Annotated in this window: 26 protein-coding genes; 11 read left to right on the top strand and 15 right to left on the bottom strand. The window is 73.8% G+C overall.

All coding sequences use genetic code 11. The features are described from left to right. Nucleotide 1: 1 nt before the first annotated feature. Complete coding sequence (locus OG352_RS15560) at nt 2–1,246, bottom strand: NAD(P)-binding domain-containing protein (protein ID WP_329217562.1); 1,245 nt, start codon at nt 1,244–1,246, stop codon at nt 2–4. Continuing rightward, nucleotides 1,246–2,571: a carboxylate--amine ligase gene (locus OG352_RS15555; protein WP_329217560.1), complete on the bottom strand. Its 1,326-nt coding sequence runs from the start codon at nt 2,569–2,571 to the stop codon at nt 1,246–1,248. The genes OG352_RS15560 and OG352_RS15555 overlap by 1 nt, the downstream gene beginning before the upstream one ends. 162 nt (nt 2,572–2,733) lie before the next feature. Between OG352_RS15555 and OG352_RS15550 the strand changes: the two genes are divergently transcribed. Next, entirely contained in the window at nt 2,734–4,137 is a 1,404-nt protein-coding gene (locus tag OG352_RS15550; protein WP_329217558.1) for a glycoside hydrolase family 26 protein, read from the top strand. Between the two features lie 28 nt (nt 4,138–4,165). Here the strand turns inward: OG352_RS15550 and OG352_RS15545 are convergent, their stop codons facing one another. From OG352_RS15545 to OG352_RS15505, 9 genes are read right to left on the bottom strand one after another with little or no spacing between them, the layout of a single operon-like run. Beyond that, nucleotides 4,166–5,284 (bottom strand): GNAT family N-acetyltransferase, encoded by a 1,119-nt coding sequence (locus OG352_RS15545; RefSeq protein WP_329217556.1) that lies wholly within the window; start codon nt 5,282–5,284, stop codon nt 4,166–4,168. Further along, nucleotides 5,281–5,928, bottom strand: coding sequence for a lipopolysaccharide biosynthesis protein (locus OG352_RS15540; RefSeq protein WP_329217555.1), 648 nt, complete (start codon nt 5,926–5,928; stop codon nt 5,281–5,283). The genes OG352_RS15545 and OG352_RS15540 overlap by 4 nt, the downstream gene beginning before the upstream one ends. After that, the gene (locus OG352_RS15535) at nt 5,925–7,091 is read right to left on the bottom strand and encodes a glycosyltransferase (protein WP_329217553.1); all 1,167 of its coding nucleotides are present in this window, start codon (nt 7,089–7,091) and stop codon (nt 5,925–5,927) included. The genes OG352_RS15540 and OG352_RS15535 overlap by 4 nt, the downstream gene beginning before the upstream one ends. Continuing rightward, a complete protein-coding gene (locus OG352_RS15530) occupies nt 7,088–7,828 on the bottom strand; it encodes a polysaccharide deacetylase family protein (protein ID WP_329217552.1) in 741 nt (246 codons plus the stop codon). Before OG352_RS15530 ends, OG352_RS15535 begins: the two co-directional genes overlap by 4 nt. Continuing rightward, the gene (gene murJ / locus OG352_RS15525) at nt 7,815–9,665 is read right to left on the bottom strand and encodes a murein biosynthesis integral membrane protein MurJ (RefSeq protein ID WP_329217551.1); all 1,851 of its coding nucleotides are present in this window, start codon (nt 9,663–9,665) and stop codon (nt 7,815–7,817) included. The genes OG352_RS15530 and murJ overlap by 14 nt, the downstream gene beginning before the upstream one ends. Further along, on the bottom strand, nt 9,662–11,032 hold the full coding sequence (locus OG352_RS15520) for an O-antigen ligase family protein (RefSeq protein ID WP_329217550.1): 1,371 nt from the start codon (nt 11,030–11,032) through the stop codon (nt 9,662–9,664). Before OG352_RS15520 ends, murJ begins: the two co-directional genes overlap by 4 nt. Nucleotides 11,033–11,039: 7 nt before the next feature. Continuing rightward, nucleotides 11,040–12,473: an exopolysaccharide biosynthesis polyprenyl glycosylphosphotransferase gene (locus OG352_RS15515; RefSeq protein ID WP_329217549.1), complete on the bottom strand. Its 1,434-nt coding sequence runs from the start codon at nt 12,471–12,473 to the stop codon at nt 11,040–11,042. Then, entirely contained in the window at nt 12,470–13,654 is a 1,185-nt protein-coding gene (locus OG352_RS15510) for a glycosyltransferase (protein WP_329217547.1), read from the bottom strand. Before OG352_RS15510 ends, OG352_RS15515 begins: the two co-directional genes overlap by 4 nt. Continuing rightward, the gene (locus tag OG352_RS15505) at nt 13,573–14,820 is read right to left on the bottom strand and encodes a DUF3344 domain-containing protein (RefSeq protein WP_329217546.1); all 1,248 of its coding nucleotides are present in this window, start codon (nt 14,818–14,820) and stop codon (nt 13,573–13,575) included. The genes OG352_RS15510 and OG352_RS15505 overlap by 82 nt, the downstream gene beginning before the upstream one ends. 240 nt (nt 14,821–15,060) lie before the next feature. On the opposite strand from OG352_RS15505, the gene OG352_RS15500 reads away from it, so the two are divergent. The 8 genes from OG352_RS15500 (at nt 15,061) to OG352_RS15465 (ending at nt 20,430) form a co-directional block, all read left to right on the top strand. After that, nucleotides 15,061–15,300, top strand: a complete 240-nt coding sequence (locus OG352_RS15500) for a chaplin (RefSeq protein WP_329217545.1) — start codon at nt 15,061–15,063, stop codon at nt 15,298–15,300. A gap of 284 nt (nt 15,301–15,584) precedes the next feature. Beyond that, nucleotides 15,585–16,526, top strand: a complete 942-nt coding sequence (locus tag OG352_RS15495) for a hypothetical protein (RefSeq protein ID WP_329217543.1) — start codon at nt 15,585–15,587, stop codon at nt 16,524–16,526. Nucleotides 16,527–16,691: 165 nt separating this feature from the next. Further along, a complete protein-coding gene (locus OG352_RS15490) occupies nt 16,692–16,979 on the top strand; it encodes a hypothetical protein (protein WP_329217541.1) in 288 nt (95 codons plus the stop codon). A 203-nt stretch (nt 16,980–17,182) separates the two neighbouring features. After that, a complete protein-coding gene (locus tag OG352_RS15485) occupies nt 17,183–17,683 on the top strand; it encodes a DUF5949 family protein (RefSeq protein WP_329217540.1) in 501 nt (166 codons plus the stop codon). Then, a complete protein-coding gene (locus OG352_RS15480; protein WP_329217538.1) occupies nt 17,683–18,279 on the top strand; it encodes a vitamin K epoxide reductase family protein in 597 nt (198 codons plus the stop codon). Before OG352_RS15485 ends, OG352_RS15480 begins: the two co-directional genes overlap by 1 nt. A 123-nt stretch (nt 18,280–18,402) precedes the next feature. Next, complete coding sequence (locus tag OG352_RS15475) at nt 18,403–18,924, top strand: hypothetical protein (protein ID WP_329217537.1); 522 nt, start codon at nt 18,403–18,405, stop codon at nt 18,922–18,924. Nucleotides 18,925–19,079: 155 nt separating this feature from the next. Further along, nucleotides 19,080–19,580 carry a tyrosinase family oxidase copper chaperone gene (locus tag OG352_RS15470; RefSeq protein WP_329217536.1) on the top strand — a complete coding sequence of 167 codons (501 nt, stop codon included), beginning with the start codon at nt 19,080–19,082 and terminating at the stop codon, nt 19,578–19,580. After that, the gene (locus OG352_RS15465; protein WP_329217534.1) at nt 19,564–20,430 is read left to right on the top strand and encodes a tyrosinase family protein; all 867 of its coding nucleotides are present in this window, start codon (nt 19,564–19,566) and stop codon (nt 20,428–20,430) included. Before OG352_RS15470 ends, OG352_RS15465 begins: the two co-directional genes overlap by 17 nt. A 121-nt stretch (nt 20,431–20,551) precedes the next feature. On the opposite strand, the gene OG352_RS15460 is transcribed toward OG352_RS15465, so the two are convergent. The 4 genes from OG352_RS15460 to OG352_RS15445 form a co-directional block, all read right to left on the bottom strand. Further along, complete coding sequence (locus OG352_RS15460) at nt 20,552–20,848, bottom strand: chaplin (RefSeq protein ID WP_329217533.1); 297 nt, start codon at nt 20,846–20,848, stop codon at nt 20,552–20,554. A gap of 139 nt (nt 20,849–20,987) precedes the next feature. Further along, nucleotides 20,988–21,266: an acyl carrier protein gene (locus tag OG352_RS15455; RefSeq protein WP_329217531.1), complete on the bottom strand. Its 279-nt coding sequence runs from the start codon at nt 21,264–21,266 to the stop codon at nt 20,988–20,990. Next, entirely contained in the window at nt 21,263–22,351 is a 1,089-nt protein-coding gene (locus OG352_RS15450) for an HAD-IIIC family phosphatase (protein WP_329217529.1), read from the bottom strand. Before OG352_RS15450 ends, OG352_RS15455 begins: the two co-directional genes overlap by 4 nt. Next, nucleotides 22,348–24,177: a GNAT family N-acetyltransferase gene (locus OG352_RS15445; RefSeq protein ID WP_329217527.1), complete on the bottom strand. Its 1,830-nt coding sequence runs from the start codon at nt 24,175–24,177 to the stop codon at nt 22,348–22,350. The genes OG352_RS15450 and OG352_RS15445 overlap by 4 nt, the downstream gene beginning before the upstream one ends. Nucleotides 24,178–24,518: 341 nt before the next feature. On the opposite strand from OG352_RS15445, the gene OG352_RS15440 reads away from it, so the two are divergent. Continuing rightward, nucleotides 24,519–24,899: an S-adenosylmethionine decarboxylase family protein gene (locus tag OG352_RS15440; RefSeq protein WP_057574603.1), complete on the top strand. Its 381-nt coding sequence runs from the start codon at nt 24,519–24,521 to the stop codon at nt 24,897–24,899. An 8-nt stretch (nt 24,900–24,907) separates the two neighbouring features. Then, nucleotides 24,908–25,651, top strand: a complete 744-nt coding sequence (locus OG352_RS15435) for a 4'-phosphopantetheinyl transferase family protein (RefSeq protein WP_329217524.1) — start codon at nt 24,908–24,910, stop codon at nt 25,649–25,651. The last annotated feature ends 74 nt before the right edge of the window (nt 25,652–25,725 follow it).

Here is a 25,725-nt window from a genome sequence, read left to right as displayed (position 1 = left end):
CTCAACCCCGCACGGTCTCCGTCGCGTCGTGCCGGCCCGGCGCCGGGATCGCCCCGCTCGCCGCGCCCGTGCGCAGCCGGCGCCGGACGCCTCGGACCAGCGTCCCCGCCGTGAAGGTCGCGCCGTGGACGAAGCGCATCGCCGGGCCGAAGCCCGCCGCCGTCACCAGGCCGGCCATGAACAGGCCGGGATAGGACGACTCGAAGTCCCGGCCCACCTCGGGGGAGCCGTCGGCCACCGTGCCCAGCGCGTCGCGCAGTTCGCCGGAGAGCAGGCCGAGCCGCTCGCGGGTCGCCTTGAAGCCGGTGGCCGCGATGACGTGCTCGGTCTCGAAGGGCTCCGCCCCCGTCACCTCCAGCCGCACCCCGCCCGGCACCGCCCGCGCCGCCGTCACCTCGTGGTCGAGGCGCACCTCCACGGAGCCCTCCACCCGGTCCCGTACCCACCACGCGCCGGCCGGTCCGAGCGCTGTCCCCGCGATCCGGGCCCGGGTCGGCTCCGGGAGCCGGCGGTAGAGGCCGGGGCGCTCGGCGTAGAACCAGTTGCGCCAGCCGGGGCCCAGGCCGCTGTGCGGGGAGCGGGCCGACTGCCACCACGAGCGTTCCCAGGGCGGCGGCACGTCGTTCCAGCACAGTTGGCCGGCGCGGGCCAACACCCTTACCCGGGTGTCCTGTTCGGCGAGCAGGGCGGCCGTCTCCAGGGCTGCCTGGCCACCGCCGATGACCGTGACGTCCCGGCCGCGGAAGCGCTCGAGGTCGCCGTGGTGGCTGCTGTGCGAGACGAGGTCGGGGGAGAGGCCGCGCAGGGCCGCCGGGATCTCGACGAACGGCATCACGCCGACGGCGAGGGCGACCGTCCGGGCGTGCACGGTCTCGCCGTCCTCGGTGACCGCCTCGAAGCCGCCCGGCCGGGGCGCGATCCGGGTCACCGTGCGCTCGTCGACGTCCGGGACGGCGTTGTGGGCGAACCACAGGCCGTACTCGGCGAACATCTCCACCGGGATCGGCTCCCCGTGCCGGGCCGTCACGCCCTGGGTCGCGCAGTAGACGTCGAGCCGCCAGCGGGCCGCGGGGTCGGAGAGGTTGGAGGCCCAGGGCTCGGACTTGAGGAACATCCCGCCCGGCATGTTGTCGCGCCAGGAGGCCATCGGTCGGCCGAAGACGCGCAGGCTCAGCCCGGCGGCCGCGGCGTGGGACGCGATGGACAGGCCGTACGGGCCCGCGCCCACCACCAGCAGGTCGTACATCAGCAACTGCTCGCTTTCTCGTCGTCGGTCGGTTCGGTCGGTTCGGCTGCTTCGGCCGGTTCGGTCAGGCCGGTCAGGGACACCGGGGGCGGCGGCGCCTGGCGGATCACGCGGGGGCGGAGCCCCGCCCCGCCCGCCGGGCCGAGCCGGCGGACCCGGTCGAGCAGCCGGTGTGCGACGTGGGTGCCCCACAGGCCCCACATGGCCCGGCCGGGAGCGGTGTCGTCGCCCGCGTGCCAGGCCAGTTCGCGGCCGGCCCGCGCCGGCCGCAGCGCGGCCAGCGGCGCGTAGTTCTCCACCACGAACGCCCGCCCCGGCAGCGGCACCCCGGCAGGCAGCGGACGGTGCGTCAGGTCCAGGTGCTGGGCGCGTACGACGTCCAGTCCGGCGCCGTCGGCGAAGAGCCGGAACTGGGCTCCGGGGCGCGGGTTGAAGTCGAGCAGGTGGTAGTCGCCCGTCAGGCCGCAGCGGCGGAAGTCGAGGTCGAAGATGCCCCGGTAGCCGAGGCTGCCGGTGAGCCGCTCGGCCAGCGTCCGCACCTGCGGGTTCTCGGTCCACTCGCCGACCGCTGTGAGGCCCGCGCCGCGCGGCCAGGCGCACAGCTTGCGGCCCGGGCCGCCGCCGCCGACCGCGCCGGTGCGGTCGGCGTACCCGTGGAAGAACCAGTCGCCGTCCGGCGCCGGCGGCAGGAAGTTCTGCAGCAGCAGCGGGCTGCCGGCCTCCTCGGTGCGCAGGTACAGGTCACGCGCCTCCTGCGTGGAGCGCACCACGACCGTGCTGCGCAGCCCCGAGCCGGCGGGCAGCAGCCAGGGCCGGCTCCACTTCGCGACCACCGGCAGGCCGAGCCGCCAGGCGGCGGAGGCGGCCTGGGCCGCGCTGTCGGGGACGACCGTGAGCGGATGCGGCACGTCCGCCGCCGCGCACAGATCGGCCAGTTCCGCCTTGTCGGCGACCCGTTCGGGCACGGTGCCGGGCTGCTGCGGCAGCAGGTAGGCGGGCCCCAGCTCCTCGCGCAGCCGGCTCACCGCGATCGCGCCCGCGTCGTCCATCGGGATCAGCACGGCGGGCCGTTCGATGCGGGCGGCGACCCGCAGCAGGACGGCGGCGATGTCGGCGGGGGTGGCGCCGGGCGGCGGCGGGGGATGCAACTGGCGGACGAAACGGGACTTGCGTACGGGACTTCCCGTCGAGTCGGCGACCACGTGCACGTCGACGCCGGCTCTGCCGAGGGAGCGCACGGCACCCAGCGTTCCGTGGTGAAAGGGATTCCGGTCGATCCGCAGGAGAACGGCGGGGACGCGGGTGTCGAGCAGCGACTCGGGCATTTTTCTCCGGGTCCTTCGGTTCAGGTCACCGATATGGGCGATCAAGGCACTCGAAAGCCGTAACGGCGGTGGCGTGATTCCTTTTCGTGTGACTTTCATATGACTGAGTGTCGGTAATGCGCGAGCAGTGCGCGTTACGTGAGAGTGGAGAAAGGAGCAGGCATGGCTCCACAACAGCGCCGCGCGCGGTCCCGACGGCTGGCCGTTGTCGCGGCGGCGGTCGCGGCCTCGGCCGCACTGGCGTCCGGACCTGGTTTCGCCGCGGGCGCGGGGGTGGTGCGGGTCGCTGATCCTCCCGCTCCCACCCCGACCGTCCCGGCGCCCGCGGTCGTCCAGCCGGCGCCCGCGGCGGCCGACCCGGTGTCCGAGGACGCCGACCCGTTCGCCCCCGTGCCGAGCGCGACCCCGGCGGCACCGGTGACCCCGGTGACACCAGCGGTCCCGGTGGCCCCGGAGACCCCCGCGGAGTCGCCCACCCCGGTCCCCGCCTCCCCGTCCACCCTGCCCGCGAAGGTCGCCCCCGCCTTCGGCGCCTACCTCGATTACGGCGCCCGGGGCGTGGCCCGGATCGCCGAGCTCAGCGACTGGCTGGGCGGCGCCGAACTGCGCGTCGGCCACACCTACCTGCCGGGCGACCGCTGGCGCAACATCGAGGGCCCGCCCGGCTTCCTCGACGTGTGGGCGGACTGGCGGCTGGAGAAGGACGACCGGATGCTCGTCCTCAACGTGCCCATGATGGAGCGCAACGAGGAGGGCGTGTCCGACGCCGAGGTGCGCGGGCTGCTGCGGCAGGGCGCGGCCGGGGAGTTCGATCACCACTTCAGGGCTCTCGCCGAACGGCTGGTCGCACTGGAGGTGCCGGACACGGTGATCGTGCTCGGCTGGGAGATGAACGGCATCACGTACACCCATCGGTGCGGGCCGGACCCGGAGGCCTGGAAGATGTACTGGAACAGGATCGTCTCCACGATGCGTTCGGTGCCGGGCCAGAAATTCCGGTTCGACTTCACGCCGACCCGCGGCAGGGACGCCGTTCCCTGGACCCGGTGCTATCCGGGGGACGACACCGTCGACATCGTCGGTATGGACTCCTACGACCAGCCGACCGGCCTGTCCTTCGACGAGCAGGTGAAAGAACCCTACGGGCTCCAGGAACACGTGGAATTCGCCAAAGCCCACGGGAAACCCATTTCCTATCCCGAATGGGGACTCTTCCGCAACGGTGACAACGCCGAATACATGCGGCGCATGCTCGCCTGGATGGACGAGCACAAACCGCTGTACAACACGGTGACCGACTACTGCCCGCACGGCGTGTGGCAGTGCGGGCAGAACCCGCAGTCGTCCGCGGTCTACCGCTCGCTCCTGTCCGGCCGCACGGACGAGCCGAGCCCGACACCGACCGCCCCGACGACCACGACAGAACCCACGACCGAGCCCACCCCGCAGCCGCCCACGACCGAGACCCCGGTGAACTGCACACCGATGGACCTCGGCGACTGGGTCGAGTACTGGCTCGGCGGCAAGCTGTGCATCCGCCTGGACTGGTGGTCGCGCAACCGGTGAACCGCGGTGCGGTGGCGGCGGGCCCGCGTCAGGACCCGCCGCCACCGTCGCGCTCCTTCCGCCGCTGCTCCAGCCGGAGCAGCAGCTCCTTGCCCCGCCGCCGCGCGGCCACGTCGCAGACGGCCGCCGACAGCAGCGGCGCGGTGCGCCGGCGGGCCAGCAGCAGCCGCTGGTTGACGACCGGTTCGGGCCGCCAGTGGTGCTTGTACGGCTCGTTGCCGCGCAGCAGGCTCAGCGCGGCCCGCCCGCCGCCCCGGGTGTGCTCGGCGCACGCGTCGAGCAGCATCACCGCGACGTCCGCCTTGCGCTCCCGCAACCGCGGATGGGCGCCGTAGAGATAGCCCCCGGCCAGCCGGCGCGACAGCAGCGTCAGATCGACGGCGACCACGTCGTCGTCCAGCCGGAACTCGGTGACCACCGCGTCCCCGGAGCGCACCATCGGCCCGACCGAGCGGACCAGGTGTTCGCAGAAACGGGAGCGCAGGTGCTCGCCGGTCACCTGCCGGCCCTGCCACTGCAACTGGTGCAGTTCCAGCAGGCGGCGCAGCGCCGAGTCGACCTCCTCCGGGCGGACGATCTGGCGCTGGACGCCCAGCGCGGTCAGTTTGCGCAGCTTGGCGCGCACCCGCTGGGCCTTCGCCGACGGCAGCCGGGCCAGCAGTTCGTCCATGGGGACGGCCGGCAGCTCCAGGCACACCGAGTCGCTCACCCGGCGTCGCGGCCCGTGCCACCGCTCGTAGACCTGCTCGACCGCGCTGCCCGGCCGCACCTCGCGGAAGTCGATCAGCGCGGTGCGGGCGGCCGCCGAGAGCCCCTCGGTGAGCGCGGCGACGGCCCGCTCGCCGTGTTCGTCGTCGACGAGGACGTCCCCGTAGTCGGAGATCGCCCCGCCGAGCGGCACGAGCGCCGGCAGCGGTCGGCGGACGGCGGTCAGCGGGGCGGCGGCGACGAGTTCGGCGCCGTCGCGGACCAGCAGCAGGCGCAGTCGGCCGGGCCTGCCGTACGACAGCCACCAGGAGTGCAGCCAGGCGTGGCTCTGGAACGGGGTGGCCGTCGCGCACCGCTGGTAGAGGCGGCCCCAGGCGGGGGCGAGCGCGGCGAAGGCCTGCTCGTCGGTGACGAGTTCGGTGGTGAACGTCGGTTTCACAGTGCTCCGTGCGCGTCGGCGGCGAGGGCCGGGCCGGGGACGGCGGCGGGGCGCGCGGCCTCCTCCTCGCGGCCCCGCTTCGGCCGCACGAGCAGCACCAGCCCGCCGAGCAGCCCGCCCGCGCTCGCGCCGACCAGGGCGGTCACCGTCGGGGACGCCGAGGAGGGGGCGGTCGGCCGGATCGCGCGGGCGAACTGCTGGAGCTCGACGTTGGTGGTGGCCCGGGAGCTCTTCGCGTGCTGGGTCAGCGAGCGGGAGACCGCGTTGGCCATGTCGGCGGCCAGGTCGGCCCGGTCGGAGGTCGCCGTGATCGACACCATCGGGGCGTCCGGCGAGGTCGACGTCTGCACGCTCTGCTGGAGCGTCTTCACCGGCACGCCCGCCCACACCTGCGCGTCGCCGAGCACCGCGAGCTGGGTGGCGACCCGGCCGTAGGCCTGCGCGAAGCCGAGCGCGGACGCCGGGTCGGACTTCTCGGTGGGGACGGCGACGACGTAGGCGGTGGCCGTGTACACGGGCGGCTCGACGGCCCCGTACACGCCGCCGAGCAGGCCGCCGGCGGCGGCGCCGGCCGCGAGCAGGGACCAGGGCGGGAGCGCCTTGGCGCGGCGCAGGCCGGCAGGACGACGGGGGTTCTCGGTCATGGGGAACTGACTCCCTGGGGTGTCGGGGAAGCGGGGGAGAGCACGGGTGCTCCGGAAACGGTGGCCGCGTACACGTCCATGAGCTGGGCGGCGCTGCGGGTGATGTCGTAGTGGCGGGCGGCGTCGGGCGCGGTGCGCGGGCCGGGGGCCTGCGCGCGGGCCTCGGCCAGCGCGGCGGCGAACGCCTCGGGGCCGCCGCTCACCCGGTGGGCGCCGGCCGTCGCGGGGGCGGGCAGGTGCTCGATCGCGGGGCAGGAGGCGTAGCGGACGGGCAGGCCGCAGGCCAGGGCCTCCACGACCGCCAGGCCGAAGGTCTCCTCGGGGGAGGGGGAGACGAACAGGTCCATGGCGGAGGTGAGGGAGGGCAGGTCGGGGCCGGGCGTGCGGTCCGCGACGTAGGGGCGTTCGCCGGTGAACAGGACGCGGTCGGCGACCCCCGCCTCGTGGGCGGTGCGCCGCAGCACGTTCTCCTCGGGGCCGCCGCCGACCAGCAACAGCCAGTGGTCGGAGGGGAGTTGGGCGAGGGCGCGGATGACGACGTCAAAGCGTTTGCCGGCCGTGAGGCGGCCGATGCCGCCGATGACGAAGGCGTCGTCGGGCAGGCCGAGGCGGCGGCGGGTGCGATGGCGGGCGTCCGGGTCGAAGCGGAAGCGGGTCAGGTCGATGCCGTTGGGGACGACCTCGATGCGGGGGGCCGGGACGCCCCAACTGCGCAGCCGGTCGGCGACGGTGGGGGAGACGGCGACCGTGGTGCGGCCAAGGCGTTCGCTGGCGAGGTAGAGCGCGCGCACCCCGGAGGTCAGCCTGCGCCCCTCCAACTGCGAGGCGCCCAGGGAGTGTTCGGTGGCGACGACCGCGCGGACCCCGGCGAGCCGCGCCGCGAGCCGGCCGTAGACGCAGGCCCGGTAGAGGTGGGTGTGGACGAGGTCGTAGCCGCCGGAGCGGATGAGCCGGACCAGCCGGGGCAGCGCGCCCAGATCGCGGTTGCCGGCCATGCCGAGGTGCACGACCCGCACCCCGTCGGCGGTCAGCCCGTCGGCCACCGACCCCGGGTTCGTCAGCGTCACCACCTCGCAGTCGACCGGCAAGTGCCGTAGCAGCAGCCGCAGTTGCTGCTCGGCGCCGCCGACGCCCAGCCCGGTGATGATGTGCAGCGCCTTCACCGCAGCCCCTCGACGGGCCGTCGGCGCAACCCGTGCAGCCGGTACTTCAGGTACATGCGCAGGGCGTTGTCGTTCTGCCCGATGTGCAGGCGGGGCAGGGCGTGCAGGCCGTTCAGCTCGCCGGGGTCGATGGCGCAGGCGTAGGAGTATCCGGCTTCGCGCACGGCGTCCATGGCGCGCTGGTCGATCGTCCCGTACGGGTAGCAGAAGCCGGCGATCTCGGTGCCGAGGAGTGCGCTGAGGGCGGTGCGGCTCTCGACGGTCTCCGCCTTGAGGGTGAGGTCGTCGGCCTGGGTGAGGTCGACGTGGGTGAGGCCGTGCGAGCCGATCTCGACGCCCTCGTAGGCCGCGCGGCAGATGCCGTCGGCGGTCAGCAGGGGCTTGCGCGGGCCCATCGGGTCCCAGGCGTTGTCGCCGCCGAGCCGGCCGGGCAGCACGAAGAGGGTGGCGTTGCAGCGGTGGCGGCGCAGGACGGGCAGGGCGTCGGTGAGGAAGTCGGCGTACCCGTCGTCGAAGGTGAGACCGACCAGGTTGTGGCCCTCGCCCCGGGCGCGGGCGTCGAGCAGCCGGGACATGGAGACGCCGCGCAGTCCGCGCCGGCGCAGCCACATCAGCTGTTTCTCCAGCCGTTCGGGGGTGACCGTGATGTGGTACGGGTCCTCGGGGCAGTCGTTCACGGAGTGGTACATCGCCACCCACGGGACGGGAGTGCGTCTGCTGTTGTCAGAAGCGGCCATGGGAGAGCCTTCGGGTCGCGGAACGTACGGAACGGAGTGCGCAGACGATGCCCTGGGCGCCCAGGGCCCGGCCGAACAGCAGGAAGACGGCGGTCACGGTGAGCCCGCCGGCGGCGAGACCGGCGAGCGGGTCGGTGAACTGCGCGGCGGCGAGGGCCCCGGTCAGGGTCGCCACCAGGGCCGCCCGCACCGGCCGGCTCAGTTCGCGCAGCACGCCCCGGACGCTGACCGGGACACTGCGCGGGCCCATCCCGGCCAGCAGCACCAGGGCGGTGACGGTGATGCCGGTCGCGTTGGCGGCGGCGATCCCGTACACGCCCCAGGCGGTGACGCCGAGGACGCCGATCCAGGAGGTCACGGCGATGCCGGCGGCCATCGCGCCGACCGGGTACCAGGAGCCGCGGCCCGCCGAGAAGTAGGAGCGGACCAGGACGCCCACCATGGTCTGGCCGAGCAGTCCGAGCGCGTACACCCGCATCACGCCGGCCGTGGCCGCCGTGTCCCGCGCGGTGAACGCGCCCCGCTGGAAGAGCACTTCGACGATCTGCGGCGCGCAGGCCACCACGGCGGCGGTGCCCAGCAGCACGATGCACGCGGCCAGCGCCAGATCCCGCTCCACCCGGCCGCGGGCCCGCTCGGTGTCGCCCTCGGCCAGCGCCCGCGCGATCACCGGGAAGGTGACCGTGCACACCATCACCGACAGGATCATCGGCATCTGCGCGACCTTCTGCGCGTAGTTGAGGTGCGAGATCGCCCCGGCGGGGAGATGCGAGGCGAGGAACCGCTCGACGAGGACCTGGGACTGCCGGCACAGGGCGAACAGCAGGACGGTCGCGAGGAGAGCGGTGTCGAGCGGCCGGGGCGCCTCCGGCACGGCGGCCACGTCACCGTCCGCCCCGCCTGCCTTTCGCCTCCTCAACTGACCGATCAGGGAAGGAAGTTGGACGACGACCATCAGCAGCCCGCCCACCGCCACCCCGGCCGCCGCCGACCGCACGCCCCAGCGTCCGCCGAGCACGAACATCCCGGTGATGATGCCGACGTTGTAGGCGACGTAGATCGCGGCGGGCGCCACGTACCGGCGGTGGGCGCGCAGGGCCGCGCTGCAGTACCCGGCGAGGCCGAAGCTCACCACGCAGGTCGCGGTGAGCCGGGTGCAGTCGACGGCGAGGGCCGGGTCGGGCAGACCGGGCGCGAGGGCCTCGACCAGGTGCGGGGCGATGCCGATGAGCAGGGCGCCGACCGCGACGAACGCCAGCGACAGGCGGGGCAGGGTGCCGGCCACCAGGGCGCGGACCGGGTCGCCGGGGGCGCCCTGGGAGCGGCGGGCCAGTGCCATGCTGAAGGCGGGGATCAGCGCGAACGCCAGTCCGTCCTCGATGAGCAGCGTGGCCGCGAACTCGGGCACGGTCCACGCGACGAGAAACGCGTCGGTGTCACTCCCCGCCCCGAACAGCCGCGCCAGCGCCTGATCCCGCACCAGCCCGAGCAACGCCCCGGCGACGGAGAGCACGGCGGTGACGAGAGCGGCCTTGGCCAGGAAACCGCGGGAGGGCGGGGGGTGTTCGGCCGTGGGTGCCGTGGGTGCCGTGGGTGCCGTGGGTGCCGTGGGTGCCGTGGGGCGGGCGGTGCCGGCGGGCCCCTGGGGTACTTCCCCAGCCGTCGGCTCAATTGTCCCCGCTGTCCCCGCTGCCCCCGCTGCCCCCACTGTCCCCGTCGCCGTTGCCGTCTCCCCGGTCGGCCGCTCGGTCGGCTCCTCCGTCTCCGCGGCGGAGCGTGCCGACGGCATGGTGACGGGGTCGTTCGTGCGGGGGGTCGGGGGCGGCGTCGGTTTCATCGGGTGAGGGTCTCCTCGCGACTGATGCCGCGACCGGCGCTGCCATCGGCGCTGCCGTCGGCGCCGCGACCGGTGTCGCCGGTGTCCGCGCCCACCAGTGCCCACCAGGCCACCAGCCCGAAGACGACGGCGGTCAGGACGGTCGAGGGGCCGCCGATGTCGGCGTACATGAAGTCGACGAGCTGCCAGACCAGCAGGCCGCAGGCGACGAGCGCGCAGTCGAGGCCGGGGCCGCTCCGCCGGACGCGGAACCAGCCGCGCAGCCCGCACGCCAGCAGCGCCAGCCAGCCGCCCGCGAGGGCGAGCAGTCCGATCAGGCCCTGTTCGGCGAGGACCAGCAGGTACATGTTGTGCGGGGAGAGCAGCGGCTGCCGGACGAAGCCCGAGCCGGCGCCCTCGGTGTCGCTGCCGGAGGACAGCGCGAGGGAGGCGTGCGCGTCGCGGTGTTCGGGGAAACCCTTCAACCCGACGCCGGTGAGCGGCTGTTCGCGCCACATGCCGATCGCCGCCGCCCACATCGTGTACCGGTCGGTGACCGACTGGTCGGGCGCGTCCGCGACCTGCGTGATGCTGCTGATGCGTTCCTGGAGCATCGCCGAGCCGACGCCGAAGCCGCCGACCAGGATCACCCCGGCGGCGACCGCCACCGCGCCCACCTTCAGCGCCCGCCGCAGTCCGGCGAGGGCCAGTTGGATCGTGCAGGTCAGCGCGGTCGCGATCCACGCGCCCCGGCTGAAGGACAGCGCGAGCGGCACCAGCAGCGCGAGCGCGAAGCCGGCGGCGATCGCCCGCTGCCGCAGCGAGGTCCGGCCGAGGGCGAGCCCGACCGCGCAGATCAGGCCGAACGACACGACGGTCGCCATGCCCATCACGTCCTGCGGCCCGAAGGTGCCGACCGCCCGGATCTCCTCGCCCTGGTACGAGGCGCCGGTCCCGGTGACGAACTGATGGACGCCGACCGCCCCCTGCCACCCCGCGAGCCCCACGAACGACCAGGCCAGCACCCGGAAGCCGGCCCGGTCACGGACGAGGAGGACGACGGCCGCCGGGACGAGCACGAAGATCTGGAGGTAGCGGCCGAGGCCGGTGAGCCCCGCGCCCGGCGAGGACGCGCCCATCGCGGCGAGCGCGAGCCCGGCGACCGGCAGCCCGAGGACCAGGGCGGCCGTCCGGGACAGGGGGCGGTGCCGCTGCCGCAGCAGCCGGACCGCGCAGAACAGCACGACCAGCGCGGACAGCGCGTCGGCCGGCCCGGCGCCGCCCTCGGCGCCGGGGTTGAGCGGCAGCCCGAGCAGGGCGACCACGGCGACCACGGGCAGGACCGGTGACAGCGTCCGGGCGCGCGGCACGGGCAGGGCGAGGGTCATCGGCGGGTCAGCTCCCGGTCGGTCGGACGAGGGAGGCCGCGGTGCGCAGCAGGATGCAGACGTCCTGCCACAGCGACCAGTTGTCGATGTACGCGTTGTCGAAGCGGGCCCGGTCCTCGATCGAGGTGTCGCCGCGCAGCCCGTACACCTGGGCGAGGCCGGTGATGCCGGTCTGCATCCGGTGGCGGGCCGCGTAGCCGGGGTAGGTCTGGCTGAACTCGCCGACGAAGAAGGGCCGTTCGGGGCGCGGCCCGACCAGGCTCATGTCGCCGCACAGGACGTTCCACAGCTGGAGCAGCTCGTCCAGCGAGGTCTGGCGCAGGATGCGGCAGAAGCGGTTCATCTGCCGCTCGCCGGCCACGCTCCAGCGGGTCGCCGCCTCGTGCTCGTCGACCGGGCGGTGGGTGCGGAACTTCAGCAGCGTGAAGGGCCGGCCGTCCTTGCCGATGCGCTCCTGCCGGAAGACGACGCCCGGCCCGTCGGTCAGCCGCAGCACCACCGCGCACACCAGCAGCAGCGGGCTGATCAGCAGCAGCAGGGTCCCGGAGGCCGCGATGTCCAGCAGCCGCTTGCCGATGCCGCCCCGGCGCCGGCCGCCCATGTCGAGACGCCGGCAGGAGAACCCGGCGAGCTGCTCACGGCTCGCGTACGAGGGGGTGTCGGCGTCGACCTCCCACACCGTGCAGTCCGACTCGGCGAGCGCCCGCAGCAGCGGGCCCTGCACGGTGCGGACGGCGGGGTGGACGCACAGGACGTCCCGGACGCCGTTCTGGATGAGGGCCCGCTGCACCTCCTGACCGGTGGTCAGCACGGGCAGCGCGTCGGGGCTGTCGGGGCTGTCGGAGCCGTCGGGGCGCTCGGCCACGATGCCCACCGGCCGCAGGCCGCAGCGCGGGTGGCGCAGCACGGCGGCGGCCACGCGCTGCGCGGTCGTGGCGGGGCCGATGACGAGCGCGGCGTGCGGCCGGCGCAGCAACGTCCGGCGTCGCCGCCGGTGCACGAGAGCGCGGCCGAGGCAGGCGGCCACGGCCTGCGCCGCGCACCCCAGGAGCAGGGTGCGGGCCGAGAGCGCGTGCGCCGGCTGCCAGGCCGCGACGAGCGCCCCCAGGGTCAGCCAGGCCACCGCGATCCGGCCGCAGACGACGGGCAGTTCGTCCAGCACGCCCGCCACCGGGCGCGGGCGCTGCGGGCGCAGCAGTATCGTCGCCGCGACCAGCAGGGCGACCAGTAAGGGGCGGCGCTGTGCCCCGGTCAGGGCCAGCGCGCCGAGGAACGCGGCCAGGCAGTCGGCGAGCAGCAGCGGCAGCGGCGACAGGGGTCGCGCCGGGGGCCGCCGGGTGGGGAACCGGAATCCCGCTCCGCTCTCCCGCCGCGGAATGACCGAGACGGGCGAGTATCCGGGCTGCACGCCAGGAGAGGGGACGGTGCTTTCCGCAGTCACGAGAGGATGGACTCCCTGCACTCGGGGGGCGCGACACGCGCCCCTTCCGTGGTCGTGAGCAGCTCGCGGTACACGCCCGCGACCGCCTCGGCCGTCCGCCGCACGTCGTGCGTGGCCAGGACGTGCCGGCGCCCCTGGTGGCCGAACTCCTCGCGCAGCGGCGGGTCGAGCAGCAGTCCGGCGACGGCGTCGGCCAGCGCCGCCGGGTTCTCGGCGGGCACCAGAGCACGGGGCGCGAGCGCGGCCGGCAGGCTCTCCCGGGCGCCGTCCACGTCGGTCAGCACGACGGGCCGCCCGCAGGCCAGCGCCTCCAGCGGGGCCAGCGCCATGCCCTCCCAGCGCGAGGGCAGGACGACGAGATCGGCGGCCTGGTACCAGGGCACGGCGTCGGCGACGGCGCCGGCGAACAGCACCGACTCCGGTGCCCGGGACCGCAGTCGCTCCCCGTCCGGCCCGTCGCCGACCAGCACCAGCCGGGCCCCGGGCACCTTCGCCGCGACGTCCGGCCACGCGGCCAGCAGCACGTCCTGCCCCTTCTGCCGGCACAGCCGCCCCACGCACACCACCAGCGGGGCGGCCGGGTCGAGCGCGGGCAGAGCGGACAGGAGCGAGGCCCGTACGGTGCCGGCGGGGGCCGGGTGGAAGCGCTCGGGGTCGATGCCGTTGGGGACGACGCTCCACCGCCCGGCGATCCGGGCGCGCAGCCCGGTCGTGCGCTCCGCCTCGCTCACGCACACCAGCCGGTCCGCCCAACGCGCCCCGAACCGCTCCCACTTGAGGGCGAGGGCGGCGGTGGCGCCGCCGACCGCCTCGAAGGACCAGGCGTGCGGCTGGAACACGGTCGGGATCCGCCCGCGCACCGCGAGCCGCCCGGCCAGTCCGGCCTTGGCGCTGTGCGCGTGCACCAGGTCGGGGCGTACCTCGTCGAGCAGGCGTCCGAGCCGCCGCACCTCCCCGGGGAGCGAGGGTCCCGGCGACCGGGTCGCCGCCCAGTCGCGTACGTCCGCGCCCAGTGAGCGCAGGGTGTCGGAGAGGGGGCTGCCGGGGCAGGCGACGGTGACGTGCAGACCGGCCGCGAGCTGGGCCCGGGCCAGGTCCGTCACGACGCGGGCGACGCCGCCGTCCACGGGCTGGGTGAGGTGCAGGACCCGGGGTCTGTCGTCGGGTTCTGGCTGGTGCATGGCGCGGTTTCCTCGCTCACGGTGGCGCTCGGGACGTGCGGGAACGCGCCTGACTGCTTCTTTCGTGTGTCGACGGCGACGAAGAGCGCCCCGGCCCACGCCGCGTCCCGGGGGGAAACGAGCCGGACGGCCAGCTGGTCACCGCCGCGCTGCAAACCCCCGCCGAGATCGAACACGTCGGAGTCGTAGCCGAGGGTGTTGACGTACGCCGGTGCACGCGCCGCCGGAGCCTCCCCCGGCTCGCTGATCGTGGAGTTCAACACATCGTCAGATGGATTGACCGGGTCCGTGAGCGGGGAGGCCGCCCGGCCACCGGTCGAGAACATGAGCGAATCACCCGTTCGGCCGCGGTCGCCGTCGTACCCGACGAGCCCGGCCCGGCCACTCGCGTTCGGGGGGATGTCGAGCCCGAGCAGCCGCAGTTCCTTCCCGGCGGCGGCGTCGAGGGTGTCGAAGCCGTCCCACAACGACAGGTCGCGCAGCGGCTCCGCCGGGTTCTCGTACGCCACCACCAGCGTCCAGCCGCCCCAGGCGCCGGCCGCCGACCTGCCCATGGCCACGTTGATCTGCGCGACCGTGTACAGCCCCGTGCCGCTGTCGCGCACCAGGTCGGTGACGTCGGCGGAGGCCTGGAAGGCGTCGGCGCCCTGCGCCACCCGGTGGCCGACGACCGTGTCCGCGAGCACCGCCTTGTACTCCCCGCCCGGCTCGGCGAGCAGCACCCGCCCGTTGTCCTTCGGCGGCTTCTGCTCGCCGACGCGCAGGTTGCCGCCCCAGTACAGCCGCGCGTACGACACCTGCGCGCCCTGCGGGAGACGGACCTCGGCGCTGGAGGAGTTGTAGGTGTTCGGGTCTACGTCGACGTCGACGTAGAACATGTCGAACTCGTTGTTGACGGCAGCCTTGCCCTGGCGCACGGACGGGCAGACGGGCGTCGCCCCGGCCGCCGGTGCCGCGCGGCAGCTGATCGCCGCGTTGGCGGCGCGGACGATCCCGCCGTGCTGTGTCGCGTGGTAGCGCTGCGCGAACGCCAGGCGCTGCGCCTCGGACGCGGGCGGCGCGCCGGCCGCCCGGGCGCCGCCCGGTACCCAGAGGGAGGCGAGGGCGAGGACGCCGGCCGTCGCGTGGCGCAGCGTCGGGCCCAGGGAACCCAGGGAAATACGCATGACCTGCGTGCCCTTTCGTGCGATTTGCCTGCTATAGGCGTGCGTCGGACGAGGCGTAACTCTAACCACTGTCCGGATTAATCCGTCGAAACCGGACAACTGTGTCGGAATGGTGAAGCCTGTTCTCCGGTCGCATCACTCGTTCGGCGGCACAACTCCCGTGCGCCCCGCGCGTTGACTTCAGCGCCGGGCATCCCCGCCCAGGTGTTTGTTTCAAAACCCCCCAAGGAGCACCTCTCCATGTCGCGTATCGCGAAGGGCCTGGTCCTGACCTCCGTTGCCGCTGCGGCCGTCGCCGGCGCTTCCGGCATCGCCGCCGCCGACAGTGGCGCGAACGGCGTCGCCGAGCACTCCCCGGGCGCGCTGTCCGGCAACGTCGTTCAGGTTCCCGTGCACGTTCCGGTCAACGTCTGCGGCAACACGCTCAACTTGGTCGGCCTGCTGAACCCGGCCTTCGGCAACACCTGCATCAACGACTGACGTCGCCTCCCCCCCCCAGAGGTCACGACACGTCATTCGCCGAACGGCCGCCCTCCCGCCAGGAGGGCGGCCGTTCGCATTGCCGGATGCGTCGCCTGAGGTGTTGCCCCGAATGGGGGGAGGAGCGCGTGACACGCTCGACGGACCTTGACAGGCCGCCTCACCAGGGGTGATGCGTGCGACGTGGGCCATGGGTGATTACGCGGCGCGTTGGATCTGTTGCGGAGTGCGACGGCGGTTTGCACGGTGGACACGAGACCCGACGCAACCGAAAGGATTTCCTCATGCGTGGCCTGTCCACACGGCGTATCGCCTGCACCGCACTGTGCGCCACCCTCGTCCTCGGCATCGCCGCCCCCGCCGCCATGGCGTCCGACGGAGCCGCAGCCCGTGAGCGCACCGCCGCGGCTTCCGATGCGCCCGTCCCCGGCACCGACGCGTTGCTCACCCAGGCCAAGGGCCTCGGCGATCTCGGCACCGTCCTCAAGCCGGTCACCGACCTGGTCGACGCCGTCCTCAAAGCCGAGGACGGTCAACTCACCGCCGACCAGGCCACCCAGCTCGGCGACGCGGCCAAGGCGGCCCTCGCCAAGGTCACTGCAGCGGCCCCGGTGACGGCCCCGGCCCTGCCGACGGACCCGACCGAGGCCCTGCCCACCGACCCGACGGAGGCCTTGCCCGCGGATCCGACGGAGGCCTTGCCGACGGACCCGACCGAGGCCTTGCCCGCGGATCCGGTCGCCCTGCCCGCCGACCCGGTCGCGGCGCTGCCCGCGGACCCGGCCGCCGCGCTCCCCGCCACCCCCGCCGCACCAGCGCTCCCGGCCACGCCGGCGCTCCCCGCCACGCCCGTTCTCCCGGCGGCCCCGGCTCTCCCGGCCAAGCCGGTGCTCACGCTTCCCGCGCTCGCCAAGAGCGGCCACGGCCACGGCACGTCGCGGGCGGCGGCTGCCGCCGACCCCGTGGCCGACGCTGTCGCGGTGCTGCAGAAGGCAGTTGACGCGCTGCTCGCGGCGGCGACGTCGCTGGACGTCAGCAAGGTCGCCCCGGCGCTGACGGGTGTGGTGGGCGGTCTGCTCGGTGTGGTCACCGCGGTGCTGGCCGGGGCGGGCCTGACCCTGCCCACCCTGCCGGTCGAGGCACCGGCGGTTCCGGCGGCTCCGGCGGTACCCGCGGCACCGGCCGTTCCGGCGGCCCCGGCGCTGCCGGCCCTGCCCGTCGGCTGACGGCCCCTTCCCGGTTTCCGCACGCGGTTTCCGAACCCTGATTTCTGCACCCCGGTGTCTTCCTCCCCGGGGTGCAGAAATTTTCTGCGTACAGGGTTTCCGCTCCCGGCGGGGCTCGTTAGGCACGACGTCGTCATTTCCCTTGTTTCCCCTGAAAGGAATCCGATGAAGTCCCTGAAGGCTGCCGCTGTCGTTGCCGGATCCGTGGTTCTCGCCGGTGTCGCCGCACCCGCGTTCGCCACCCCCGCCGACCTCACGCCCACCAGCCTCAACGGCGCTGTGGACACCCTCACCAGGGGGCCGATCACGCTGGAGGACGCGATGCCGCTCCAGCACCAGTCGAACGCGCTCGACACCGAGAACAAGGACTCCGTGCTCAGCACCGTCAAGGGCGCGGCCGGTGCCCTCAACACGAACAACCCGCTCCTCGGCGGACTGCCGCTGCAGGGCTGAGACGCCCCCGAAGGCATCCCGCGAAGGCCCCACGAAGGCGTCCCACCGAAAGGGCCGGTCCCGTCACCGACGGGACCGGCCCTCGCGCTGTTCGAGGCGGGTCGAGCGGCGCGTCCCTCGTTCGTGTGGAGCAACGGGCCGGCGTCCTCCGGTCGGGTGAGAACGCGTCCGGCGGCCCCGTGCCGCGCCGATAGGGTCGCGCGGTGACCTCAACCCCAAGCGCAACCCGCCCCTTCCGCGTGGCCGACCTGGGCACCCTCGTCGTGATGCCGTGGAGCGGCGAGGCCCCCGACGGCAGCGACATGCCCTACCTCCTGGCCTACTCCCTCGGCGACACCGCGGACGGTCCCGAGGGGACCGCCGCCGCCGTCGAGCGGATGCTCACCGACAACGGCATGCCCGTCGGCGGGGACGTCGTCGACGGCACCGAGCGGCCGAGCCTGCCGTTCACGCTGCTCGTCGAGTCCGGCGCGGCCGTCCTGAACATGCCGAGCCTCAACGCCCAGTGCCTGCCGCCGCCCGAGTGGCTCGCGGCCGTCGAGCAGCGCGGCTACGCCTACCTCGTGTTCACCACCCGCGCCTGGCCGGAGGCCCTGCCCGGCCAGGCCGTCACGGCCGAGGCGCTGACCGCGTTCGCGGGCGCCGAGGAGACCCTGACGGCCGCGGCGCACATCGTCCTGCCCGCCCGCCGCCTGCGCGGCTGATGAGCGATCCGCACCCGGCGCCCGCGGGCGCCGGCCGGGCGTACGCCCTGCTGCTCGTCCTCACCGGCGCGGCCGGGCTGCTGGCCGCCTGGGTCATCACCCTCGACAAGTTCAAGCTGCTGGAGGACCCCGGGTTCACGCCCGGGTGCAGCCTGAACCCCGTCGTCTCCTGCGGCGGCGTCATGAAGAGCGACCAGGCCTCGGCGTTCGGGTTCCCCAACCCGATGCTGGGCCTGGTGGCCTACGGGATCGTCGTGTGCGTCGGCGTGAGCCTGCTGGCCCGCGCCGCGTTCCCCCGCTGGTACTGGCTGACCTTCACCGCCGGCTGCCTGTTCGGCGTCGGGTTCGTGTCCTGGCTGCAGTTCGAGTCCCTGTACCGGATCAACGCGCTGTGCCTGTGGTGCTGTCTGGCGTGGGTCGCCACGATCCTCATGTTCTGGTACGCCGTCGCGTTCGACGTACGCCACGGATTCCTGCCGGCCCCGGCCGGGGTGCGGACTTTCCTCGCCGAGTTCGCCTGGGCGCCTCCGCTGCTGCACATCGGCGTGGTCGGCATGCTGATCCTGACCCGATGGTGGGATTTCTGGACGAGCTGATGATGCGCACGATTACGGCAGTCGGGGGAATTGTGAACTGATGCCGTTTTCCGGCTCGTTACCCGGTACGGACGCAACGCCCCCCGAATTTCCCGTATTCCTTCGAAAGGGCCCGTACCCGAGATGAAGTCGACCACCCGAGGAACCCTCGCCGCAGTGCTGACGTGTGTGGCGGCCGCGGCCGGCGCAGCCGCTTCCGTGACCCCCGCCGCCGCGATCGGTACGGTCCCCGTCCCCGTACCGCTGAACGGCGTCGAGAAGTCCCTCAACGTGGAACTGCCCACGATCGGCGGCGAGATCCCGCTGCCGACGCCCGGGGCGCCCGAAGGGCCGCGCTTCGTCGAGGGCCGCCTCGTCCCGGAGCGGGCGATCCCGCAACTGCCGGTCGCCGCCGGACTGCCCGGTCTGGGGCTGCGCGCGCCGCTGCCGGAGGTCCTCGGGGACCAGTTCAACCACGTCGCCCTCGACGCCCCCGCCTCCGACCTGCGCACGCTCGGCCCCGGCCTGACCCTGGACTCCCCGCTCACCGCGCCCAACCCCGACCGCTTCGGTCTGCCGGACCTGAAGCTGCCCGAGGCGGGCGTGGTCACCCCGGTGCTCCAGGCGGTGCCCGGCGCGGACCTCGGTCTGGGCGAAGGACTGTAGGACCGACGACGAACCGACGAACCGTCACGACCACGGGCCCGGACATCTCGTCCGGGCCCGTCGCCGTGCCCGGTCCGCGTGTCCCGGTCCGCGTGTCCCGGCGGGCCACCGGACGGTTACTCCCTCGGACAACCCAACCGGACGAGGAGCACACCATGGCCGTCAGCGTCGACGCGGTACCCGTGACCGCCGTACCCGTGACCGCACTGCCGGCGGGCGCGGACAGAGCCGGCCCGCCACGCCTCGCCCGCCGCCGGGACCTGCTGCGCGGGCTGCTCGGCGGCGCCGCCGCCCTCGCGATCGTCCCCGTCCTCGCCGCCTCCCGGCCCCCGCGCCCGGCGGACGGCGGCCCCACGGGCTCCTCGTTCGACGAGACCTACCGGGGCCGGCACCTGCACGGGGTCCTCACCCCGACGGGGCCCGCGGCCGCGGTCGGCGCCGAGTGGGAGGTCACGGTCGACGGCCGCCCGCTGCACCTCATGCGCCGCGCCGACGGCACCTGGCTGAGCATGGTCGACCACTACCGCTCGTACCCGACGCCGCTGGAGGCGGCCCGCGCCGCCGTCGACGGACTCGGGCCGGGCGAGCGGCTGCGCGAGGCGGCCGCGGCACACGATCACACACACATGGGGGGACACCATGGCCTACACGCGTAAGGACGTCAGCACCCTCACCGCCGCCGAGCGGCGGCGCTTCGTGAAGGCGCTGCTGGAGATCAAACGGACGGGGGAGTACGACGAGTTCGTCCGGATGCACATCGACCACTACGTCCCGGACGGCGACGGCGGGCTGCGGACGGCCCACATGGCGCCCTCCTTCCTGCCCTGGCACCGCAGGTTCCTGCTGGACCTGGAGCGGGCGCTGCGCCGGGTCGACTCCTCGGTGACGGTGCCGTACTGGGACTGGACGCGCGAGCGCACCGCGACCTCCGCGCCCTGGACGAAGGATCTCCTCGGCGGCAACGGACGGCGCTCCGACCACCAGGTGACGACCGGGCCGTTCGCCTACGCCACCGGCGACTGGACCCTCAAGGAGAACGTGACCGACGGGGAGTTCCTCACCCGCGACCTCGGCCGCGCCGCGAGCCCCATCGACCTGCCCACGAAGAGCGAGGTGGACGCGGCGTTGCAGGACCCGGTCTACGACACCTCGCCGTGGGACTCGACGGTCACCCGGGGCTTCCGCAACAAGCTGGAGGGCTGGGGGACCGGCTCGGGCAGCGCCGCCTGGCACACCCACAACCGGGTGCACCGGTGGGTCGGCGGGGTCATGCTCGGCGGCGCCTCCGTCAACGACCCCGTGTTCTGGCTGCACCACGCCTTCGTCGACCTGCTGTGGACCCGCTGGCAGAGCCGGCACCGCGAGCACCGCTACCTGCCCGCCGAACCGCCCGGCCCGGCCGGCCGCCAGTACCGGCGGGTCGTCGCCCGGCTGGAGAAAATGCCCCCGTGGGACGTGACCCCGGACCAACTGGAGGACGTGTCCGGGATCTACCGGTACGCGTGAGCCGGTACGCGTGAGTCGTTCCCGGACCGGTCCGGGACAGGGGAAAGCCCCGGCGCTCGAGGTGCCGGGGCTTTCCTGGTGGTGCGTACGGTGAGTACGACCGGGGGGTACGGAAGACTGCTCAGTTGCCGTAGCCGCCGCCGTGCTTGTCGTCGTGCTTGTCGCCGTGGTCGTGGTCGCTGACGTTGGCGCAGGCGTTGCCGAAGGACGGGTTCAGCAGGCCGATGACGCTGATGGCGTTGCCGCAGACGTTGACCGGCACGTGGACCGGAACCTGCGCGACGTTGCCCGACAGGAAGCCCGGCGAGCCCACGGCCGCACCCTGCGCGCCCGCGTCCGCCATGGCCAGGCCGGCTCCGCTGACCACGACGGCGCTGGTGCCGAGGGCAACAGCGGCGATCTTCGCGATGCGAGACATCACGTTCTCCTTAGTGATTCGGTTCGCGCGGCGGCAGGGGGCGCCACCGCACTCCCCTTCAACGCCGCCGCGCCGGACGAGTCACGGCACGTCCGTACGGATCACCCTTTTTGAACAAGGGGGACGTACAGACGGGTGGCTAGTGCGACTGGAGGTGTGCCGTCACGAAGTCGGTCAGGGTGGCGATGGACTGCAGGCTGTCCAGGCTCAGGTCCAGGGTGGCCACGTCGACGCCGTAGCGCTGGTCGATCGCGCCGAGCAGGGTCACGCCGGCCAGCGAGGTGAGGGCGATCTCCGGGCCGAACAGCTCGGTGCCGGCGGGGAGTCGCGCGACGGCGGCCTCGTCCAGGCGGGCGGCTTCGGCGATCATCGAACGGAGCTGCCGTTCCACCGTCGCCCGGTTGTGGGTGTCCGTCACGCGTCGGCTTCCTCTCGGTCGGATACGTGCAGCCAGGGGGGCGGGGTCGGCAGGTCGCCGTGGAGGGGCCTGCCCAGCACCGCCGCATCGGGGGCGGCGGCGGTGGCAGGGGCGGGGCCGGTGTCGTCCGTGCGGCGTAGGCCCGCCTGGCGGAGCAGGATGCGCATCTCCAGGTTGGCGTCGGTCGGGCGCAGGGTGACCCGGAACTCCTCGGCGCCCGCCGCGCGGGCCCGCTCCAGCAGCCGGAACAGGAAGGCCGCCGCCGCGCCCCGGCCGGCGACCCGGCAGGAGAGGGCGAGCAGCGGGACGGACCAGACGGCGGGGGCGGTGCGGTCGACGAGGGCGGCGCCGATGACGCCGTACGCGCCGAAACGGTCCGCCATGCGGGCCGTGTACAGCTCGTGTCCCGGCGAGGCGGCCAGTTCGCGCAGCCGGTCGGGGGTGAGGCCGGAGGAGTTCAGGCGGTGGGTGCGGGCGGCGAGTTCCAGGGCGCGGGGGATCTCGTCGGGTGTGGCCGCGCCGACGGCGAGGCGCATGCCGCACCAGCGCAGGAACTCCTCGCGTGAGCCCTGGAAGCGTTCGCCCTCGGCCCGGCGGGTCTCCTCGGTGCGGTAGCGGCGCACGCGCTCACGGGACTCGGGGGTGACCTCCCGGCCCTCGAACGCGGCCAGCAGCGCGGGCACGTCCTCGGGGGCGAGGGTGCGCACGCCCGGCAGCAGGGCCTCGACCTCGGCGCGCTCGTACGGGGAGTCGTCGACCAGGAGGAGGGCGTCCGCCGCGATGCCGAGGTCCTTGGCGATCCTGCGCAGCGACTCGCTCTTGTCCTGCCAGGACACCTGCGGGGCCAGGAAGCGGCCCCGCACCTCCGGGCGTCCGGCGGCCAGCCGGTCCAGGACGGCGGGCGCGCTGCGGCTCGCGATGCTGCTGAGCACGCCGCGTGCCGCCAGCGCGTCGATCGCGGCGAGCATCTCCGGGCGGGGGGTGGGGAGTTCGTCGGTGGGGGTCTCTACGGCGATGTCGTCCCAGAGGGTGCCGTCGAGGTCCCAGACGACGCACTTGACGTGGCCGGGGTCGGGGAACGTCACGCGTCCCCCCGGCTCTTGGGCAGGAACAGCTTCATCGACAGGCTGGTGGGGTCGAAGCCGAACTTGCGGTAGACCGTGCGCATCGGGACGTTGCTCACGTGCACCCGGCCGACGACCTCCGTGATGCCGTTCGCCAGGCAGAACTCCAGGCCCGCGGTGAGGAGGAGTTCGGCGACGTCGCCGCGGTTGTCCAGCGGGGACACCGCCAGGGAGCGGAAGTTGGCGTAGCGGTCGCCGGTCATGGCGTTCTGGTTGATGCTCACCCAGCACCAGCCGACGGGGTCCTCGCCCGGGCGGTGGGCGACGATCATGCCCTCCTTCGACTTCTCCATGGCCTTGCCGAGGCGTGCCGACCAGCGGGCCGGATCGTCGATGGCGTCCTCGCCGAACGACACCCGGGCGATCTCGGCCTCGAACGCCCCGATGGCGGGCAGGTCGCGCTCGCCGGCCTGCCGGGTGGCGTACGGCCGCGCCCGCTCGGCGAGGGCGGCGCGGTCGGCGTCGGACGGGGGATGCCAGCCGTGGGCGCGGGGGGTGGGCGCGGTGGGGGCAGGGGGAGTGGCGGGAGCGGGAGCGGGAGCGGGAGCGGTGGCGGGGGCCGGGGACTGTGCGGGGGGCGGGGGCGTCGTCGGTTCTTCCGCCGGGACCAGGCGGCCCGGGCGGAAGGGGCCCTTGCCGCAGGTCGGGCAGCCCTCGGTGCGCAGGGCGGCGACCGAGGCCCAGCGGGCGCCGGGGCCGACGCGGAGCCGCGCGTCGCACGCCACGCACGTGTACTCGCGCTGCCGGGTCCGCTTGTCGCCGGTGTAGAGGGGACCGCTGAACTCGCCCTCGTGGGAGGGGGTGGTCGAGTTGGTGGTCAGGAGGTGCTGGAAGAAGCCGACCCCGCCGAGGATGCCGCTGCCCTCGTACTCGTTGAAGTTGCGGATGTAGCCGTTGGTGATCAGGCCGAGGGCCATGATCTCGCGCTGCACCTCCAGCATCTCGTCCGGGCTCTTGCCGCCGAAGGAGAAGAAGATGCTGTGCGCCGGGCCCGGCCGCAGCCCCTCCACCGCACGGGAGAGGAAGAGCCGGGCGCCCTCGGGGGTGTACGGCGGGTCGGTCATGGCCACGTCGTGCTGCCGGTGGAGTTCGGCGGGCAGCGGTAGGCGCAGGTCGTGCTGGACGGTCTCCACCCGGGTGCCGAGGCCGGCCGACACCTTCTGGATGTGGTCGAGGATCTCCGGGGAGATGTCCACGACGGTGACCCGCTCGACGATCGGGGCGCCGAGCACGTCGCCCACCACGGCGACGGCGAGGGAGACGAGGTCGTCGTCGCCGATCAGCAGCAGCGAGCCGCCCGGCAGCGCGCCCGCCGTGAGCAGCGCGAGGACCCGGCGGACCTTGGTCTCGGCCGTGCAGTGCGACTGGTCGATGGCCATGTCGGCGGCGGGGCCGGACTCCATGAGCGCGCGCAGCCGCGGCACGGCCTCGGCCAGCACGTCGGGGATGACCAGCTCGCGCCCGTCGCAGGTGCGGCAGGTGGCGTCCAGGGCGAGGTCCATGCCGAGCTGGGAGACGAGGTCCATACCGGCTTCCGTCAGCCGGGACGGGCGCTGCTTGGTGACGAGGTCCCGGCGGCGCAGTTCGTTCCCCAGCGCGGCCACGATCGGGACGGGCAGGCCGGTCGCGCGGCTGAGATCCTTCGTGGAGGCGGGGGCGAGGCGGCGCAGGGCGCGGAGGACGGACCGTACTCCGGGCGGGCCCTCCTGGAGCCGGACGGCGTCCGCGACTTCCGTGAGTACAGAATCGGCCGGGGTACTCCGAGGATGCCGACGCGCGTTCGTCACAATGCCGCTCCAGGCAGGCTGAATGATGGATTCCGGGTTATCGAGTATACGGGCAGGTGGGGAGCCGTCCGGACCCGCTCTGTGGGCTGCCTTGCGAATTCCCCCGTCATATTCCCCGTCACATTCCCTGCCGTGGCCTCCGGCATATCCCTCGGTAAGGCCCTCGGCATATTCTCTGTGAATTTCCCCGGGAGTTTCCGTCGGACGTTTTACCGAGGTGTTTCGGGAACGCTTTCCGGAAAGGGTTGCGCGCCGCAGGGTGGCTCGGATGCTACTCTGGGCACCATCGAGCGCCTATGTGAAAGGAGACGGGGGCAGCGGTTCGTCACCCCCGGTTCCCCATGACCAACTCCACCGACCTCGCCACCGAGGGTATAAACGTCGACGATCTGTGCTCTTATGCCGTCGACGTATGGGTGAGCGATCACAGTATCCTGACCGATGAGGAGCGCCTCCTCCAGGTGCTGCGCACGGCCGCCGAAAAGGGAAACGCCACGGTACTCGGCGAGGCATCGCACGTTTTCCCGAACGGTGCCGTCACCGCGATTCTGCTGCTTTCCGCGTCGCACCTGAGCATTCACACCTGGCCCGAATTCAGCCTGGCCAACGTGGATCTGCTGGCCTACGGCCGGCTGAACGGCGAGCGGATGATGCAGAGCGTCGAGCTCGGTCTTTCGCCGACGCGGATCAACGTGACGCGCATGCTGCGCGCCGTGCACTGACGTTCTCCGTGCAGGTCTCGTGGGCGCGCCTCGGTGACGCCCACGAGGGCCTGCTGTCTCTGCTGGACCCCGTGGAGCGTGGCCGCTACGACGCGACCGTCCACCCCGCCGACCAGGCCCGTTTCCTGGTCGGCTGCGCGCTGAGCCGGCTGCTCCTGGGTGAGCTGCTCGGTCTGCCCCCGGCGGACGTGCCCCTGCGGCGCGTGTGCCCGCGCTGCGGCGGACCGCACGGCAAGGCCCGGCTGGACGTGCCCCCGGACGCGCCGGTGCCCTACGACTTCTCCGTCACCCACAGCGGTGCCGTCATCGGCGTGGCCGTGTGCCGGGGCGGGCAGGTGGGCCTGGACGTCGAGGAGGCCGGGAGCCTCGTCGGCGTCGCCCTCGACAACGCGGCGCGGGCCGCTCTCTCCGACACCGAACTGGCCGCCCTGCACGCCCTGCCCGACGCCGAGCGGCCGTCCGCCTTCCTGCGCGTCTGGACCAGGAAGGAAGCCGTGCTGAAGGCCCTCGGCGTGGGCCTGGGCGTGTCACCGCGCGGGCTGGAAGTGACCGCGCCCGACCTGCCGCCGGCCGTGCTGTCCTGGCCCGGACAGGTGACCGTCCGGCCCCGACTGCGCATGGCGGACCTGGTCGTCGCCGGGGTGCATCCGGCGGCGGTGGCCGTGACGGGGGCGGGGGCGGGGGCGGGGGCGGGCCCGGTGCGGGTCGAGCCGAGCGACGGGTCGGGCGTGCTGGCCGGGTACGGCCGCTGACCACGTGGGCGGTGCGGCTCTCTGTCGGGTGCCTGCCCGGGGGTGGTCCGCACAGAAAGGTGACACTTCGGTGC

It is taken from the genome of Streptomyces sp. NBC_01485 (assembly GCF_036227125.1).
In the GTDB taxonomy this organism is placed as follows: Bacteria; Actinomycetota; Actinomycetes; order Streptomycetales; family Streptomycetaceae; genus Streptomyces.
Note: the sequence above shows the minus strand (reverse complement) of the source record. Positions and strands in the feature narration are given on the sequence as shown.